Origin of the sequence: Paenibacillus sp. KS1 (assembly GCF_001680695.1) — a bacterium.
GTDB lineage: Bacteria > Bacillota > Bacilli > Paenibacillales > Paenibacillaceae > Paenibacillus_B > Paenibacillus_B suaedae.
On the sequence record NZ_MAIS01000049.1, the window covers coordinates 1 to 17,670 of the forward strand.

14 protein-coding genes are annotated in these 17,670 nt (G+C 47.3%); 6 read left to right on the forward strand and 8 right to left on the reverse strand.

All coding sequences use genetic code 11. From position 1 onward, the window contains the following. Positions 1-197: 197 nt before the first annotated feature. The gene (locus BBG47_RS16770; RefSeq protein WP_065292637.1) at positions 198-956 is read right to left on the reverse strand and encodes an MBL fold metallo-hydrolase; all 759 of its coding nucleotides are present in this window, start codon (positions 954-956) and stop codon (positions 198-200) included. 134 nt (positions 957-1,090) lie between these two features. Here BBG47_RS16770 and BBG47_RS16775 point away from each other — a divergent pair, with 134 nt between their 5' ends. Next, the gene (locus BBG47_RS16775; protein ID WP_065292638.1) at positions 1,091-1,507 is read left to right on the forward strand and encodes an Lrp/AsnC family transcriptional regulator; all 417 of its coding nucleotides are present in this window, start codon (positions 1,091-1,093) and stop codon (positions 1,505-1,507) included. Between the two features lie 145 nt (positions 1,508-1,652). Here the strand turns inward: BBG47_RS16775 and BBG47_RS16780 are convergent, their stop codons facing one another. Next, positions 1,653-2,840, reverse strand: coding sequence for a serine hydrolase domain-containing protein (locus BBG47_RS16780; protein WP_065292639.1), 1,188 nt, complete (start codon positions 2,838-2,840; stop codon positions 1,653-1,655). 342 nt (positions 2,841-3,182) lie between these two features. Here BBG47_RS16780 and BBG47_RS16785 point away from each other — a divergent pair, with 342 nt between their 5' ends. Next, positions 3,183-4,997 carry a helix-turn-helix transcriptional regulator gene (locus BBG47_RS16785; protein ID WP_083189375.1) on the forward strand — a complete coding sequence of 605 codons (1,815 nt, stop codon included), beginning with the start codon at positions 3,183-3,185 and terminating at the stop codon, positions 4,995-4,997. Between the two features lie 90 nt (positions 4,998-5,087). Here the strand turns inward: BBG47_RS16785 and BBG47_RS16790 are convergent, their stop codons facing one another. Beyond that, complete coding sequence (locus tag BBG47_RS16790) at positions 5,088-6,071, reverse strand: CapA family protein (protein ID WP_254659842.1); 984 nt, start codon at positions 6,069-6,071, stop codon at positions 5,088-5,090. A 122-nt stretch (positions 6,072-6,193) separates the two neighbouring features. Between BBG47_RS16790 and BBG47_RS16795 the strand changes: the two genes are divergently transcribed. Continuing rightward, positions 6,194-6,964, forward strand: coding sequence for a YheC/YheD family protein (locus BBG47_RS16795; RefSeq protein WP_065292641.1), 771 nt, complete (start codon positions 6,194-6,196; stop codon positions 6,962-6,964). A 50-nt stretch (positions 6,965-7,014) separates the two neighbouring features. On the opposite strand, the gene BBG47_RS16800 is transcribed toward BBG47_RS16795, so the two are convergent. Beyond that, complete coding sequence (locus BBG47_RS16800) at positions 7,015-7,467, reverse strand: SRPBCC family protein (protein WP_065292642.1); 453 nt, start codon at positions 7,465-7,467, stop codon at positions 7,015-7,017. A gap of 279 nt (positions 7,468-7,746) precedes the next feature. Between BBG47_RS16800 and BBG47_RS16805 the strand changes: the two genes are divergently transcribed. Continuing rightward, on the forward strand, positions 7,747-8,517 hold the full coding sequence (locus tag BBG47_RS16805; RefSeq protein ID WP_254659843.1) for an AraC family transcriptional regulator: 771 nt from the start codon (positions 7,747-7,749) through the stop codon (positions 8,515-8,517). Positions 8,518-8,615: 98 nt separating this feature from the next. Here the strand turns inward: BBG47_RS16805 and BBG47_RS16810 are convergent, their stop codons facing one another. Continuing rightward, a complete protein-coding gene (locus BBG47_RS16810) occupies positions 8,616-9,374 on the reverse strand; it encodes an exodeoxyribonuclease III (protein WP_065292643.1) in 759 nt (252 codons plus the stop codon). Positions 9,375-9,722: 348 nt separating this feature from the next. On the opposite strand from BBG47_RS16810, the gene BBG47_RS31085 reads away from it, so the two are divergent. Together BBG47_RS31085 and BBG47_RS16820 are read left to right on the forward strand one after the other, a co-directional pair. Next, positions 9,723-13,736 (forward strand): S8 family serine peptidase, encoded by a 4,014-nt coding sequence (locus tag BBG47_RS31085; protein ID WP_065292644.1) that lies wholly within the window; start codon positions 9,723-9,725, stop codon positions 13,734-13,736. Between the two features lie 16 nt (positions 13,737-13,752). Next, positions 13,753-14,289: an S-layer homology domain-containing protein gene (locus tag BBG47_RS16820; protein ID WP_175400555.1), complete on the forward strand. Its 537-nt coding sequence runs from the start codon at positions 13,753-13,755 to the stop codon at positions 14,287-14,289. A 147-nt stretch (positions 14,290-14,436) separates the two neighbouring features. Here the strand turns inward: BBG47_RS16820 and BBG47_RS16825 are convergent, their stop codons facing one another. From BBG47_RS16825 to BBG47_RS16835, 3 genes are all read right to left on the reverse strand, one after another. Continuing rightward, positions 14,437-15,924: a sensor histidine kinase gene (locus tag BBG47_RS16825; protein WP_065292646.1), complete on the reverse strand. Its 1,488-nt coding sequence runs from the start codon at positions 15,922-15,924 to the stop codon at positions 14,437-14,439. After that, a complete protein-coding gene (locus tag BBG47_RS16830) occupies positions 15,921-16,604 on the reverse strand; it encodes a response regulator transcription factor (protein WP_065292647.1) in 684 nt (227 codons plus the stop codon). Before BBG47_RS16830 ends, BBG47_RS16825 begins: the two co-directional genes overlap by 4 nt. A gap of 152 nt (positions 16,605-16,756) precedes the next feature. Next, complete coding sequence (locus BBG47_RS16835; protein ID WP_065292648.1) at positions 16,757-17,668, reverse strand: NAD-dependent epimerase/dehydratase family protein; 912 nt, start codon at positions 17,666-17,668, stop codon at positions 16,757-16,759. Positions 17,669-17,670 lie beyond the last annotated feature (2 nt).

Consider the following 17,670-nt stretch of genomic DNA (forward strand, 5'->3'; position numbering starts at 1 on the left):
AATAGCTGTCGAGACTTTCTCGACAGCCTGGCTGTCGGTATCCGACAGCTTTTCCCACTCTTTATACGTAATCCATTATTCCCTTTTCTTTGTAACGATTTTCAAGGTACCGTAAATGAACAATCCTCGAACATAACTTTAAAGCTGTACGCACAATTACAATTGTCTAATCTCGTACGATAACATCATCATATACATCACAACGTTATGACTTGGCCATCTTCCGGAACGAGGATTTGATCCGCAATCCCTTTCTCTTGAGCATAACTACGCAACTCCTGCCTCGACAGCAAGCAGTGATTCACCGCCTCCATATGCGATGAAATGATGATAGATTCCGGCGATGCCTGATGTGTCCGATAAATATCTTCCTTAGTCATGAGGATTGGGCCACCGATAAGGAATTGAGCTGCACCTCCGTTAACAACAATGGCCTCCGGGCGATGCTGCTGGATCGCAGCGTCCACCTCATCGCACCAGATCGTATCTCCCGCGACATACAAGGTCTTCTCTCCCGAATGTGACAGAACGAAGCCGGATACCCTGCCCATCCGCTCTCCAATTTCTCCTGTGCCATGCCGGCCAGCTGTGCGCTGCAAACGAACTCCTCCTACGGAGGTATGTTCATTCATCGCCTCGGCATGATGGAACCCCGCATCGCGAATAGCTTGAGTATCCTGCTCGTTTTGGGCAATAATGCGAATCTCTTTAGGCAATACCAATTTTGCCGTGTCGTCGAAATGATCAAGATGAAGATGCGTCACAATGACGGCATCCACTTGAATGATCTCATCAATAGGAGTCGACAGCTCAACAAGCGGATTGCGAAGCTCCGCATGCGGTGTATTTGGGAATGCTGGGTAAGTCCCCTTAGGGGCCAAAAATGGATCAACCAGCAGCCTCTGACCTCCGTACTCTATAATCATCGTAGCATTGCGAATCTGTGTAATGTTCATCCAACATTCCTCCTGTGGCAAGCGAGCCTCTTTTGCTCTTCCTATGAATAGGATAATATGATTGAAGATAGGAAGACATATACAGAATCAAGTGTTAGACGTCAAATACTTGATTAATGAAAGAGGTTGTTACGATGCTGGATTCTACGGATCAACGCATTATTGAGGAACTGTCCCGCAATGGACGAGTTTCGATGAAGGAACTGGGACAGAAGATTCATATGACAGGTCAAGCAACGGCGAATCGCATACAGAAGCTGGAAGACGAAGGCGTTATTGAACACTATACGATTCAATTGAATCAAGCCAAGGCTGGGTATCCCGTACAAGCATTTATTCAAATCTATACAAAGCAGCCGGATCATCGCCCATTCTTGTCCTTTGTCGAGACACAGCAGACCTATATTCTTCATAATTATAAAATTAGCGGTGAATGCTGCTATATGATGGAGTGCCGCTTTCCCTCCAATGAGGAACTAGATGCGTTCCTCGTGGAATTGAATCAATATGCAAATTACAAGCTGTCGATCGTCATTAAGAAAAACCCTTAAGTAGAATCTCACCAAACTCCAACCCATCATTTAACGTCAAACATTCTAACCTTCTTCCACCAATGCTGATAGTAACATAAAAAATACAGCCGTCTTTAAGACGGCCGTATTCTTTGTCCTTTTTATCAGACATGACAATGATTATTTACGGCTTATCGATGCCATTGAACTCGGCACGAAAGATTTCATCATGGGGATTAGTCGGGGTTCCTGCAAACTGAAGTATATTGACATTAGCACTCATGACATGCTTGCCGTCAAGCGTCCCCCCGCTTTGCGAACCGAATCCATGAATGCCCCCGCTATGGCCCCATACCGACTCTCCGTCCGCACGCTTCGTTACTTCATAAATACCCAAACCATACCGACCGATAGGGCTCTCCACACCATCCAGCATTTGTGTCATCGATTCTTTTGACAATAGCTTTCCGCCTAGCAGTGCACTGAAAAACGCATTCAGATCCTTGGCGGTTGAAATCATGTCGCCCGCTGCGTTCCCCCATGAAGGATTGAGCTCCGTGAAGTCGACGTATCCTTTGGCTCCCAATGTGATATATCCCCGTGCATGTGGATCTGGCAAAGAGGACAGCGTGCCTGGAACGGAGGTACTTTTCAACCCCAATTTTGCAATAATGCGTGCCTCGATATTTTCGCCGTACGTTTTACCCGTAACCTTCTGGATAATAACTCCCGCCAATACATAATTCGTATTGGAGTAGCTCCATCCCTTGCCGGGCTCGAACAGCGGCTTCTGTTCCAAGCCAAGCCGAATCAATTCATCCGCGGAATACGTTTGATAAGGCTTCTCTACTATGATCCGCTTTATGAAGTCTTCTGATGTATAATTGGCAATGCCGCTCGTATGATTCAGCAACTGCCGAATCGTAATGCTGCTTCCATCATATCCATTCCCTTGAACGACGCCCGGAAGCCACTTTTCCACGGAATCATCCAGACTCAATTTGTTCTCCTCCGCCAATTGAAGCATTACAGTTGCGACGAACGTTTTCGTAATGCTGCCAATACGGTAATGGAATTCCGGATCCATCTTACGATCACTATAAATACTTGCCTGGCCCGCCCCATACGACCACACCTGTCCATCCTTTACAACCTGTGCTAGGATACCGGGAACTTCCTTACGCTTCACAAGGTCATCCATCGTCTGTTGGATAAGTGAATGCTTCTCATTGGGTAGATGGTTTACTTGACTTTCTTGTGTCGAAGCCCAATTGTTTCTCACATCCTGTGCCCGAGCTGCCGAAGTATTCAGCAGCATGGATCCTGCAAGCAGCATAGAAAAACTCGCCAATAAGCATTTTCGAAATAACATAGAATCCTCTCCTCTTCTTTTCTTGTAGAATCGCGGCATACCTCATGCACTCGGTAGATTCAGAAGCTTAATGCCCGCGAATTAATCTCAATCTATCTGAAAAATGTCATATTTCGTAGTAACGAAATGTCACTTATGACAAATTACTAGGCAATATGCTCGCGCAAAGGGGCATGACATGGGGTTCATATGACAAAATGTCATGATATGACAAGCGCTGTATCATCCCGTTCTGCCGTTAAATTCTAGTAACATGGATGACGTAATCGCCTCTTGACTGTCGTCATAGTTGTTATCAATACATTGCAGAATCTATCGGGACTATGAAATGAGGTGCTAACATTGAATATAGCAATGCCGTGGACGAAGCAGCGGGCGTGGTACGATTGGGCGATTCTTGTCACTCGAATCTATTGGCTGTTCAGCGCGTCGGTCATCGTACTAGCGTTCCGTGAAGAGTTCCCTCACGCGATGTGGATGCTCTGTACGCTAGCCTTGTTCGTCTATCCTCTTCCATTGCTGCTGCGCTTCGGAAGACAATGGCACATGCTTGTGGAAATCTTGCTTGTCGGCGTTTTCAGTATTTGGATAAGTGCCTACTTGCCTTTAGCTTCTTGGCAATTTCTTATGGCTGCCTTTGTATTCGGCTTCTTAAGCAGCCGCAATTCGCTATGGTGGACCGCTCCCCTGGTTGTGATCTGTATTCCCTTTAGTCTCGGCATGGCCGTTAATTCAGCAATGGATGAGATTTTACTCCGATACCTGCCGAACAACGGGTTAGCCTACTTTCTAGGCTTTGCTTTTCAATTGCTGGCACTCACTCATAAGCAAAGTCTCATCATTCAAGAGCAGAATCGCGTGCTCGAGCATCATGTGACCCAAGTAGAGAGGCTTACCTTGATCGAGGAGCGGAGCAGGCTGTCCCACGAGCTCCACGATACAATCGGGCACACGTTAACATCCATCATTATGGGATTGGAATCGATACGTCCCGCCATTCCTGAATCACACGGCGATAGATATGGAGAAATAATAGTACGGGCTCGCAAAGGGCTCGATGATATACGTACACATCTGCATGATCTATCCCCCGATCAGATGGATGGAACCCTAAGCGAATCGATAAATCAGCTGTCGAACGACTTCTATACCTCGACAGGCATCAAGGTAAAATTCCGCGTGTTGGGAACAGAGTGCCCTGTAACGAAGCACGTCAGTCTCTGCCTGTACCGATGCTTGCAAGAAGCCCTGACAAATGCTGTACGTCACGGACAAGCCACCTCCATAGATATTTCGCTATATTACGATGAAGAATGGCTCCGTCTGCATATCGAAGACAATGGCCAAGGGATGGAGCAGGTACAATACGGCTATGGACTTTCGGGTATGAAAGATCGCCTGCTTGCATTGAGCGGGAATGTGTCTATTCATTCCATGCCTAGAGAAGGTACGGTAGTCGTATGTAAGGCACCTCTCATCATGCCAGCACCGAACGCTGCAGTGCGAGTTCTTATCGTAGACGATCGGGAATCGATTCTGCATAGCTTGCATGTGTTATTGACCAAGCACCCTGAATTCGAAGTGGTCGGGGCGGCCTCCAATGGGCGGGCAGCACTTGAACAGTGCGAGCGGTTCCATCCAGATCTAGTGCTTATGGATGTAAAAATGCCGAAAATGGACGGGATTACCGCCCTTCAAACGATGAAGCAGCGGTGGCCTGACTTAAAAATTGCATTTCTGACTACTTTTCCAGACGTCGGGCAAGCGATGACGGCCCTTAAGCATGGTGCCAACGGCTATATGCTGAAGTCCGTCCATCCTAAAGAACTGATTGAGGCCATTAAATTGATTAACAACGGCGGGACGTGGATCGCGGAAGGCATTGCGGAGCAAGTATTTGCAGGCATGAAGCAATCAAAGACGAGCAACATAGAAAATAGCGCGGGTCATTTTCAAGACAATCCATATGGACTTACACAGCGTGAACACCAAGTATTGCACCATCTATCATTGGGCCTTAGATACAAGTCAATCGCGAAAAAACTCTTCTTAAGTGAAGGCACTGTACGAAACTATTGTTCTATCCTCTATTCCAAGCTGAATGTAGGCAATCGGGAAGAGGCTGTATTAAAAGGAAAACAGGAGAATCTTTGCTAATGACCCCAGCAACGCGAATGAAGGAGCAATAATTGCCCCTTCTTATTTTACTGTTCGACCTCAACTGCACACCCTTTAGGGGTCAGTCCATTAATCGGGGATGATCGAGAACGCGGTTCGTCCCTGTTCTTCTACTCGTTGCACGGTTGTCAGTCTCTGATCGATCTTGGTAATATCCGTAATCCCTTGTTTGTTCTTCTCAATCGTTAACGATAAGATCATCCCTTGCAGCGTCTTCGGGTTCTTCTTCAATCTCGTTGTCAGGAAATTTCCTAGCGAAGAAGCCGCCACCCGGAGCCGAGTGCGACCGTACCTATCCTTCATTTTCTTGGAGATGACGGGATGAAGGACATGTGGGTGAGCGCCCAGCACAGCATTTACACCGTGTTGGAACAGCAATTGCATGAGCCTGCGCTGCCTTGCCGTCGGCGTTGTTCGATATTCCTGTCCGAAATGCAAACAGGCAATGACCAGATCTGCTTGCTCTCTCAACGCCTTGACATCAGCAAGCATCTTGCTCGGATTCAGGCGATTGACCTGCCACGCCTTCGGGACAGGGATTGAATTTGTACCCAGCGTATACGCAGCAATGCCTAGCTTGATTCCCTTTACAGGTATGATCATGGATGTTTGCGCATCTCTCCTTGAACGATAGGTACCCGTGTGCTTCAATTCATGGCGATCAAGAACATCAAGTGTTCGGGCTAGCCCCTTCCCGCCCCCATCCATGCAATGATTGTTTGCAGTCGAGAAGAAATCAAATCCTGATCGCTTCAGTGCAGGTGCCAATTCATCTGGACAGCTAAAGATCGGATACCGTGTGACAGGATGTCTTTGCTCCTTCCAACGATTGCTTCCCTTCTGTTTCAAGATGCCGTCATCATGCCAGGTTGCACCCGAGAATGTCGTCTCCAAATTGCCAATCGCAAAATCATGCTCCTGTATATAAGGAGCTACTTGTTCGAAAATCGGTTCAAATCGATAGCCGTCAGGCTGCTTCGCTGAGCCAATGATTTCACTCTTCATCAATATATCTCCTACCGCGGCAATCTTGATTACCGTCAAGACGCTCACTCCTTCCTGCCCATAGTTTATTCAGCTACCCAACAATGTGTAAAAAAAACGAACAATACGGGCAAGGTCCCAGTCAGACGAATAGGATAGGGTAAACACCTACAGGAGGAGGATCAGACTCCATGAAGAGAAAGGCGAGAAAGACAGCAGCTAAAACACGTTCTGTAGTCGAGCCAAAGGGACCAAAGTGGGAACATCACCTCGCATTGATGAAGGATCATGAACTGCGCGGGCATTTGCCAGAGACATTGAGGCTGGATAAGGATTCTTTATCATTCATGCTATCTCTGTATCCAACAATCTATGTGAAGCCGAATCAGGGCGCCTTCGGTGAAGGGGTCATGAAGGTAAGCAGGTCAATGGATTCCTCTGGATCAGAACAGTTCCATGTCCATCACGGAACGAAGCAGCATACTTTCCATTCGGAAGAACAATTATATCCCTTCATTCTGGCGAAGAAGACAAGCAAAAAATATATTGTGCAGCAGGGGATTGATTTGATGCAATGGGAAGATCGCCCCTTCGATCTGCGCATTATGGTCAGGAAGCAGGAGGACGATAGCTGGAAGAACGAAGGCATTCTCGGCCGTGTCGCCCAGCCTAACAAAATTGTGACAAATATTCGCAGCGGCGGAAGCTCCATGTCGATTGAGAAGTTATTATCCTCGCATACCAATTGGGTCAGTCTGCGCAATGTGAAAGAGCAATTAAATCGGATCAGTGCGCGTACAAGTGAAGTGATTGAGACCAAATATCCCGGAGTGAAGATGCTCGGTATTGATATCGGTATCGATCAACAATTAAAGCCATGGATCATCGAAGTGAATATGAAGCCAGAGAAAATATGCTGGGATTGCATCGAAAAACTCTACCAGGAAAGTGAATCCGTCTAACCTATGGAAAGCAAAAGAGAGCCGACATAACGTCGACTCTCTTTGCCATTCTACCAGCCAAAATCCAATGTCTTTCCCGTTTCAGCCAATGTCTTAATGTTGCTTAGTATCATCCACCAATGTCCCTTCGTACTCTCATAGGATGGATGTCCTTCCGTCCAGTTGTCATTGACCAATGTTAACCGTGTACAGCCGCCAACCTCGTCAATCGTGAAGGTAATTCGAGTCTCCAGCTCTGCATGATTCTCACGATAAGAGGGCCCTGGATGCTCTGTATAGCTCAACACTTTGTTCGGTTCATAGGCCAAAATGCGTCCATACACATGCAGCGTCTCGTCGCCTTCATTGCCTGGACCTACATATTCATAAGGAGCTCCAATTTCGAAGGTCGATTTCAGTACACAACCGAAGAAAATTTTACGCGTTCCTTCTGGAGACGTGAGCGAATTCCATACACTCTCAGGCGATGCTCCAATATAAAATTCATACTTTAATGCTTCCATTTACCTTCACTCCTTTGCAAAATGACTGACTGCTCGTTCCCAAACTAAGCAGCATTGCGGTGATTCCCATCTATTGCTACTATGATTATAGATATTGCCCGTAAACTTGTATTGTAAAAACACGACAGTCCACAGGAATTAAGCACATTGTAACGGTTGGCACATAACAGGGGCTTGCTCAATCAACAAGTCCATTGTCCTTCAATCTTGATTTCGGGAGTGATTCGCATCGTACTTATGCAGCCCACAATCCATAAGCCTAGCATGGGCATTTTGAACATGAAGCAAGGCGAACAGAAATTCACGCTTGCGCGCCATGTACCCTCTGACCCATTGCGTGATGTTATTAAGCACTTCTGGATCATTCGCTGGGATCTAACCGATCAGCCTCCATACGAACAAGGGATTGTTCCTAACCCTTGCGTTAATATGGTCATTGAGCATGGTCAAACGGCTATCTATGGAGTTGAACAGTACCGATATTCCCATCGTCTGGAGGGCAAGGGAAAGGTATTGGGCATCAAATTCAGGCCAGGAGGATTTTATCCGTTCGCAGGCCAGCCCATCTCTCAGATCACAGGCCGTTCACTGCGTCTTGAAGATGTGTTCCAAGCTGATGCACGTCAACTTGAACAGGCTGTTCTATCCGAGGACGAGGATGAGGATATGGCCGCGGCAGCAGAAGCCTTCTTCCTAGCGCATCTTCCCGCTAGAGACAACAACGTGGCTTATCTCAATCGCATCATTGACCGTATTCAGGGCGATCGCCATATTACGAAGGTCGATCATGTATGTGAACAATTTGAGGTGAATAAGCGCAAGCTGCAAAGACTGTTCCAGCAATATGTGGGTGTGACGCCTAAATGGGTCATTCGACTGTATCGATTGCACGATGCCGCAGAAACAATCGACTACGGTTCCTATCAAGATTTGACGAGACTATCCATAGATCTTGGCTACTATGATCAATCCCACTTCATCAAGGATTTCAAGGGTATCATCGGCGCTACCCCAGAGGAATATACGAAGCGTGTTCTCCACGCAACATAGGAAAAGGCCGGATCCCCTCTCTGTATGGGTCTCCGGCCTTCTGTTATTGATTTATGATTCCAATGATTTCATTCCTGCTTCTAGCTTTTGTTATCCAGCTACATATCCTCTACTATCAAATGAACCGGGCAATGATCACTGCCCAAGATATCCGAGTCAATACGAGCATCTACCAAGAAATCGTTCAATCTCGAAGATACGAGGAAGTAATCAATGCGCCACCCGATATTCCGTTCACGCACCTTCGGCATGTACGACCACCAGCTGTACGCGTCCGCCCGATCCGGATAGAAATGCCGGAACGTATCTGTGAAGCCTGCGTTTTGTAAGATGGTCATCTTCTCCCGCTCTTCTGCTGTGAATCCGGAATTGCCCTGGTTTGACTTCGGATTCTTCAAATCGATCTCTTGATGAGCAACGTTCAAGTCGCCACATACGATGACCGGCTTGCACGCATCCAGCTGCTGCAAATAGCCGCGGAATCGCTCTTCCCACTCCAGTCGTTCTTCCAGACGGGAGAGATCACGCTTCGAGTTCGGCGTGTACACATTGACTAAGAAGAAAGATTCGAATTCAAGTGTAATGATGCGGCCTTCCGGCTCCTCATTCTCCTCGATGCCATAGCGAACCGTCAGAGGCTTCTTCTTCGTAAATACAGCCGTGCCGGAATATCCCTTCTTGAGCGCATAATTCCAATACTGCGAATATTCCTCCCCAAGATCAAGCTCAATCTGCCCTTCCTGCAGCTTCGTCTCTTGGACACAGAAAATATCTGCGTCCATCTCTTGAAAGTAGTCCATAAAACCTTTATTCACGCAAGCGCGCAACCCGTTCACGTTCCAGGATATAAGCTTCATCTTCTATATCTCCTTGCTTAGCTATCAATAGTTTAGATGGTACTATACTATGTAGTGTACCATAATCTAGTACGGCCCGTAGACCAATCAAGTAAGAGTATATTGGAGTAAATTACCACAACCCTCTGCCCAATAACAAATTCTATAATACTATTTTTCTATATTGAACCTCTTTTAATAGGCCAAAATACCCATGTTTAAACTATGAATCGTGAGTTAAAATAGTCACTAACCTTAATGGCAACATATGGGTCATATTACTTTTATAAGGGGGTCTGAATTCAGATCGTTTGCATCATTGATAGAGCGCAGGCACAGCACTAACCATTTCAAAAGGGAGGTTGCAGCTTGAAATTACATACGATACGTAGAAAATTAGCGGGAATCCTTAGCATCGCCATGGTAGCCGCCATGCTATTCCCAGCCTCATCACACACTTATGCGCAAGAAATTACTTCGAAAGAACAGGTTATACCAAAGGTCAATTCCAACCTGTCTCCACAGCTCCAACTTCCTGGCCAACCCGAATCACCAACCAAAACAGGCAACAACTTTGTTCCTCAGTCCGACAGCAATAAGCCGATAACCGTCATCGTCGAATTAAACACAGAACCCCTAGCCTTATCCCAAGCGGAGCAAGGGCAAAGCTTTGCTCCTTCCGCTGACGATCAAGAAAAGAAAATTAAACTCGAGCAAAACACCTTTAAATTGCAAGCCCGGATAAACTCGAAAGCGGTAATCCGCCATGAATATACGGCCGCACTCAATGGATATTCCGTGAGCATTCCAGCTAATGAAGTGGATCGCTTAGCGAAGCTTCCTAACGTAAAAGCCATCTATCCAAACTTGGAATATAATATACCTGTTGACGACGGGAGTGTATTCAAGCCACTCATGGATGTAAGCGCCCCCTATATTGGTACGAATGTATTATGGGACATCGGCGTCACGGGTGCTGGCATTAAGGTTGGAGTGTTAGACACAGGTGTCGATTATAACCATCCTAGCTTAAAGGATGCCTTTAAGGGCGGTTGGGACCTCGTAGATAACGACAAGGATCCGATGGAAACCCGCCCTGATCCGACGAAGCTACCTAGAGCGGACGGAAAGGAATACCATACAACACATGGAACCCATGTAGCAGGCACGATTGTGGGTCGTGGCAACCCTAACAACCCGAACGGAAAGACTGGATGGGTCAGAGGCATCGCTCCTGGAGCTGACTTATATGCATACCGGGTACTGGGACCATACGGCAGTGGATATACAGAGAATATTATTGCTGGTATTGATCGAGCAATTAAAGATAAGATGGACGTCATCAACCTGTCGCTCGGCGGAACATTCAACAACGCTTATACGGCTGATTCAGTTGCCGTCAACAATGCAGTACGTGCGGGTGTAACCGTTGTAATGGCAGCAGGCAACGAAGGTCCTAATCTTGGAACGCTTGGCTCACCTGGCGGAGCTCACCTTCCAATATCCGTAGGAGCTTCTACAACTCCGATGATTACGCCTTTCTTCAAGGCTCCAGGTATTCAACAATTGCTGTATGCCCAACTGCCTGCATACGCTCCAGAAATCACGAATAAGGGCACATCATTCGAGGCGGTATATGCCAACTTCGGCAAGCCTGAAGACTACAAATATATCAACGCATCCGGCAAGCTGGTGCTCGTCTCGCGCGGCGGCGATATTAGTTTCCGGGACAAAGCAATAAACGCAGCCAATGCTGGAGCTGCAGCGCTCATCATTTTCAACAACAAGCCGGGTGAGCTGGGGGCAACGCTTGGAGAAGGAGGTCAATACGTTCCTACCTACACCCTCTCCCAAGCTTCGGGTCAAGCACTAAAGAAGAACATTGATAAAGGGATAACCTCGGTTACCTTTGATACCGTTCCAGAGGAGGATCTATTAGCGGACTTCAGCTCCCGCGGGCCTCTTCTTCCGGACTATATGATTAAACCAGACATCACTGCTCCAGGTGTTGCGATACGTTCTTCCGTACCAGCGTGGGATGGAGACTATGCGTCGAAAGGCTATGAAGCTAATAATGGAACAAGTATGGCCGCCCCACACATCGCTGGCGCCGCTGCCCTGCTGCTGGAGAAGTATCATCACAAGATAGAAACAGACGAACTGAAAGCTCTCTTGATGAATAACGCTAAAACCATAGAAGACCGCGATCATAAATTATACTCCGTAACCGAACAGGGCGCTGGACGAGTGGATCTCAATCAAGTTATTCAAGCTACAGCCATTGCTCTCGTTGAAGCAACAACCAATGCAACAAGCGATGGCCAAAGTATCCCGTATGAGACAGGAAGTGTATCTTTTGGATTGGTTCCAGCAGGCACCCACTCCAAAGAAATTGTCGTTAAGGATATTGCAAATACGGATCAAACCTATACAATCAGCAGCTCCTGGAGCGGAACAAGCAAAGGTATCAACCTGCAGTTCACCTCGAATACGGTAACTGTACCTGCAAATGGTTCAGGAAGCCTACGGGTTAAGGTAACGGTTCCAGAAAATACTACCGGCAGCTATGAAGGCAGCATCACCTTAACTGAGCAAACAACCCATCACCAGCTGCACCTTCCTGTAAGCCTGTTTGTTGGGGATAACTATGGAATTGCACCAGTTACAAACCTTAAAATGGAGCCTATGTATTTATCACCAGGCGGCAAATCTTCTCCTGCTCAGACAGCAAAAGCTTATTTCGATGTAACCACAGAGCTGGATGATTTCAAGATTTCAGTAACAGACGCGGTATATGGAACATACATGGGCGATTTTTATGACAGCCAAGGCATGCTTCACAAGCCGAGTATCTATGGATATCAGAATTGGAATGGGACGGTATGGAAAGACGGAAAAGCTGTCTCCTTGCCGAATGGGCGGTACGAGTTCGCTCCAATTATCAACGGTAAGAAGTTCGAAGACCAGAAATCATTTTTTGTTATTGATCGTGAAGCACCAGAATTTACTCTGGATGATCCCTCTCTTATTAGGAACCAAACAAATCCAGGCACGGGTATTATCCGTGGGAAAATTACGAAGGACTTATTCATTGATTTATTCCCTAACGAGTTTAATGAATATATTTTCACAGCTGCATTAGATGGATCAGGCAAGCAGCATGACGGCGTTATTAACAAGGACGGAACATTTACAATTGAGGTTCCGTTGAAACCAGGCAACAATGATTTCTATCTATTCGTGTATGACGCTGCATTAAACGGTTCTATAGCTCCTGCCGAACATATCGTGTTCGACAATAAAGATATCGTCTATGCGGGAAGCAGCAGATCTAAAGTGCCGACTAGAAACCTATTTGACGTTAAGGTTAATTATTCTGTTGCAGAAGCTGTATACTCTGCTTCATTCAGTCTTACTTATGACAGCCAGGTAACGTTGCTGGGTGTGGAACCAAGTGTTACGATGGCTACTTATCAAGATAAGCACTATCCAGGTACGCCTCTGATCATTAAAGAGGATAGAGTTGAAGAACCTGGAGGCAAGATCAGATTGAATTACAGCGTCAGCCTAAGCGGCGGTGCGTCTGAGAAAGAGGGCGATATTGCAACGCTCGTCTTCTCTGGCAATCAAGAAGGAACTTATGAGTTTAACCTTGAAAATGTGCAGCTGTATAATGAGAACAACGAATTAATTCCAATAGACAAGGTCTTATCTTCTAAGATAGAAATCGCCAATCCATCCGAGCCGAATCCAGGGCCAGGGCCGGATCCAGGACCAGATCCAAGTCCAGGGCCAGCTCCGACTCCAGGGCCAACGCCGCCAGTTTCATCTTCTTTATCAGGGGGTTCTGCATCTTCAACTGCGCCTGTTCAGGTTCCATCAGGCAAGAAATTGAAGGCGGGATTACTGACAGAGACGAAGAAGGATAGTACGGTAAACGCAGTATTCGCGATAAATGCAGATGCTGTGAAAAAGCAGCTACAGGACAAGGATGCCAAGCAGGTCTCACTCGAAATCAGCGACTTACACACGAAAGATTATGGTGAGGTCGTATTAACACTGGACAAGTCGACTGCGAAGCAGCTGCAGGATTCAGGCAAGGACTTGCTTCTATCTGGAACTGATTTTGACATTGTCATTCCGAATAAATCGGTAGCTGATCTTATCGGCTCAAACGGACTTGAGCTTGTGCTTTCCCTGTCTGACCACAAGGATAAAGGGTTCGCAAAAGAGCGTGGCGAAGCTACCTACACCTCTCCAAAGCTCACCATCCGCGGCCCTAAAGATGCGAAGAGTGTGACGCTTGGAATTACACTCAAGCTGACAGATGGCGAAGGATATTCGCAGGGCAGGTGTCTATTCACTCGCGCAAGATACGGCTAACTCTTGGAAATACACATTGGCAGGAACACAAGCGGCCGACAAAAAATCGGTCACGTTCGAAGCAACTCAATACGGTACCTATACCATCGCAGAGCATGTAAGGCCATTTAGCGATATTGCTGTACATTGGGCGAAGGATGAAATCGAAGTGATCGCCGCCCATGACCTGCTGCATGGTAAAGACAGCTTAGACACGTTCAAACCGAACGATGTCATTACTCAGGCTGAATTCGTCTCCTTGCTTGATCGCTTGACGAACAGCGGCAAGACATGGGAGCAGCGAATTGCTGAGCCTGGGGCACGGAATCCAATTACGCGTGAGAAGCTGGTCGTCTTGCTGGCGCAAGCACTGCAGGCCGATCTCTCCCAAGTGAATGCATCACTTGGATTCAAGGATGAGGCCCGTATTTCACAAGATGCGAAGGCTGCCGTTGCATATGCAGTCAGCAAAGGGCTCATCAGAGGTTCTGATGACAATACGTTCAATCCGACTGGAACTTCCACTCGTGCACAAGCAGCTATCATTTTGTATCGTGTACTGAATCAGAAGTAAGCTTAGCGGTCCAAACTCAAGAAGCAGAATCCCTACGTTCTAGCGAAGGATTCTGCTTCTTTTTTATCAGGTTATGTTACCTCTACTGAAGCTCATTAAGCATGATAGTCTCGGAAAACAGCCGCTGAACCTGGTTCCAAAATTCATTTACCGAGGCAGCCATATCCGAAATGTACTGCCCTCGCCTATTCGGCTAACAACGTCTATCGTTCCACCATGTGCTTCAACAATTGATTTCGTAATAGCTAGACCTAGTCCTGAACCACCGCTTTTGCGATTCCGCGAAGACTCACTGCGATAGAATCGATCGAACAGATAAGGAAGATGCTCAGGTGCAATACCCACCCCATTGTCAGAGACGGATAGCTGAACTCCATTCTCCTTATTCATACCCTCGACGTGAATGTGCCCTAGTTCTTCATCGGTATGTTGAACCGCATTATGCACCAGATTGAGCACGACCTGCTTCATCTTATCGGGATCTTGCTTGCATAACAGATGAGGCTCTAGCATAATCGACACCGTTCTCTTCCCTGCCAGCATTGATAACTGCGGTTCCATGCTGCGAATGATTCCATCGAGAGATCCTTCAACCAGTTCAATGGAAGGCGCCCCATCTCGATCCAGCTTCGCCAGTAGAAGCAAATCATGAATCAGCTTACTTAGTCGCTCCGACTCGCTATGCATGCTGGTTAACGCCTTATGCAGCTGTTCGGGATGCTGGGCGGCCCCGCGAAGCAGAACCTCTAGAAATCCATGGATCGAAGTCAACGGTGTACGAAGCTCATGAGATGCATCGGCAACGAAGCGTCGCATCTGCTCCTTCATCTCCCGTTCCGCGTCGAAGGAAGTCTCTAGCCTCTCCAGCATGCTATTGAAGGAATCGGCTAGACGATCCACCTCAGATTGTCCCTGCGCGGTGGAGAAGCGCCGATCCAGATTGCCTGCATCGATTTGTTCAGCTGTACTCACCATTGCAGACAGCGGTCGAAGCGTCCTTCGGATGACTGGAAGCAGCACAATTACCCCTAGTAACATCGCTACAGTCGCTATCATGAGGAAAGTAAGCGTCTGCCCCATGAGCAAGTCGTTGAGTGGAGACGTTGGCGTACTAATCTGCACCGTCCCTATTTCCCTGCCAGGAGCTGATAAGACGGGATGCAGTACAACCAACTGTTCATTTCCGTTCGAATCATTTGCAATGTGGTAGGATGGACTGCCCAGAGGGGCCCTTCTTGCCTTCTCATATTCCTCAGCATTCAATTGTACGGTGGCAAGTTCACCTTGCCCATTCGGCAGTGAATGATAGTTCCCTGCTTGATCAATGAAGGCCACATGGGTATCCGGCATAAGCAGCATCGGCATCGAGGGTTCGGCGACACGCTGTCCCGACTGTTCAAGCTGACGATGATACTGTCCCACCCGCTTCCAGACGAATCCAGGAATGCTCATGACATGACTTTGAAGACTCGCTGCTTTATTCTGATACACAACCTCGCGCATAAATATATACTGCAGCATGCCGACGATCACCAGCAGGATAGCAATGACAAGCAAAGAGCGATACAGCAATTGGGTACGTAATGAATACAAATTTACGATTCTCTCAAGACCGGAACGCCATCGATTCCTCATGGGATATCTACCCGATAACCAGCTCCACGCAGCGTTCGAATTAACTGATGTTCCTTGTCGTTCAACTTTTCCCGCAAAGAGCGAATATACACCTCGACAATATTGTCCTCTCCCCCAAAGTCATAACCCCATACCCGATCCAAGATAACAGACTTGCTCAACACCACGCCACGATTCAGCACGAGGAACTTGAGCAGATCATACTCCGTTGGCGAGAGCGCCAGCACATTTCCGCTATACTTCATTTCCTTGCGCTTGTCATCGATCACAAATGGCCCTACCTGCACATCCCCGAACATCGTCGGGAACTGATTGCGAATCCGCGCTTGGATTCGTGCCAATAGCTCAGCGAAGCTGAATGGCTTGACCATGTAATCGTCTGCCCCCAGATTCAAGCCCTTCACACGGTCATCCACCTCATCCTTCGCCGTAAGCATAATAACCGCCACATCTTCTGACTTCTTCAGCATACGGCACACTTCATACCCATCCATCCCCGGCATCATCACATCCAATATAACGACATGAGGCTGGAACTCGGTAAATCGGGCTACGGCAGTAACGCCGTCCTGTGCAGCCTGCACATCAAACCCCTCATTTACCAATCCCAGCTCAAGAAATTGTAAAATATTCGGTTCATCATCTACGATGAGAATTCGAATCCCTCTGCTCCGATACATCCACGCCTCTCCCTCACTGCTGCGATATATTCCCTGTTCCTTCTATTATCCTATTATTAGCTGAAATGCAGCTGAGCGTTCGCTTAAAATTTATTGAGGCTGCGCGAATGCATGGAGTCCATTCACTACTACGATAAATCGATCAAGTGAATTTAGCGAATATCCTTCTGGATGTTCCTATACCATTCGATCGTTTCGTCTATTCCTGCCGACAAACTATACTGAGGCTGCCATCGCAATTCCTGCTTCAAACGCCCAGCATGAGCGCCAACATACAAGGGTCCATCTACGGGATCAGGGAGTGCCCCGAATCGAAGCAAACGTTCACGCCCCAACTTCTTGGCAATCATCAGGGCGATCTGCTTCACCTGAACCGGCTTCCCTGAACCGATATTCAATGCGCCCTCCACCTTGCTGAAGAGAAAAGAAACCAGCGCATCCGCCACATCCTTAACAAACAGAAAGTCTCGATACTGCTTGCCTAGTGAGCAAGCCGCCTCTCGTCCTTCCAGCAGTGAACGAATGATGGAGGATACGAGACGGTTCCCTTGCTCATAAGGGCCATATAAATGAAAAATACGTGCCCAGCCGCTGCTTATCCCCCGTTGTTCCGTATAAGACTCCAGCCAAGCACGCAGCGAGTTTTTGCATACCGCATATAAAGTCTTCTCCGATAATGAAGAATTGACCTCTGACAATAATCCCGGCGTCCATTCATATTCAGCACAAGAGCCAGCAACGATTAATCTTTGTCCTCCACTTTGAATAAAATGATCAATAAGCGTCTTGCTGGATTGCATCCAGTTATAGTTGCTCAGAGAAGTATAGCATTGCGGCGGAATAGCATCCCAGGCAAGGTGAATAAGGTGTGTCGGTCTTACCTGTTCGATAAGGGCCTTCACTTCTTCCTCATCCCATAAATCTATCTGGTGCCACGTACAGAAGAAATCTGCTCTATGCGCTCTCCGATATATAGCATGGACATCGTACCCTTTCTGGAGCAGGATCTGAACGACGAAGCCGCCGATCCACCCACTGCCGCCCGTAACCAGTATTTTATCCATCC

Coding starts and splice junctions, on each gene's coding strand:
- BBG47_RS16770 (WP_065292637.1), bottom strand. CDS start 956: ATGAACATTACACAGATTCGCAATGCTACGATGATTATAGAGTACGGA.
- BBG47_RS16775 (WP_065292638.1), top strand. CDS start 1,091: ATGCTGGATTCTACGGATCAACGCATTATTGAGGAACTGTCCCGCAAT.
- BBG47_RS16780 (WP_065292639.1), bottom strand. CDS start 2,840: ATGTTATTTCGAAAATGCTTATTGGCGAGTTTTTCTATGCTGCTTGCA.
- BBG47_RS16795 (WP_065292641.1), top strand. CDS start 6,194: ATGAAGAGAAAGGCGAGAAAGACAGCAGCTAAAACACGTTCTGTAGTC.
- BBG47_RS16800 (WP_065292642.1), bottom strand. CDS start 7,467: ATGGAAGCATTAAAGTATGAATTTTATATTGGAGCATCGCCTGAGAGT.
- BBG47_RS16805 (WP_254659843.1), top strand. CDS start 7,747: ATGAAGCAAGGCGAACAGAAATTCACGCTTGCGCGCCATGTACCCTCT.
- BBG47_RS16810 (WP_065292643.1), bottom strand. CDS start 9,374: ATGAAGCTTATATCCTGGAACGTGAACGGGTTGCGCGCTTGCGTGAAT.
- BBG47_RS16825 (WP_065292646.1), bottom strand. CDS start 15,924: ATGAGGAATCGATGGCGTTCCGGTCTTGAGAGAATCGTAAATTTGTAT.
- BBG47_RS16830 (WP_065292647.1), bottom strand. CDS start 16,604: ATGTATCGGAGCAGAGGGATTCGAATTCTCATCGTAGATGATGAACCG.
- BBG47_RS16835 (WP_065292648.1), bottom strand. CDS start 17,668: ATGGATAAAATACTGGTTACGGGCGGCAGTGGGTGGATCGGCGGCTTC.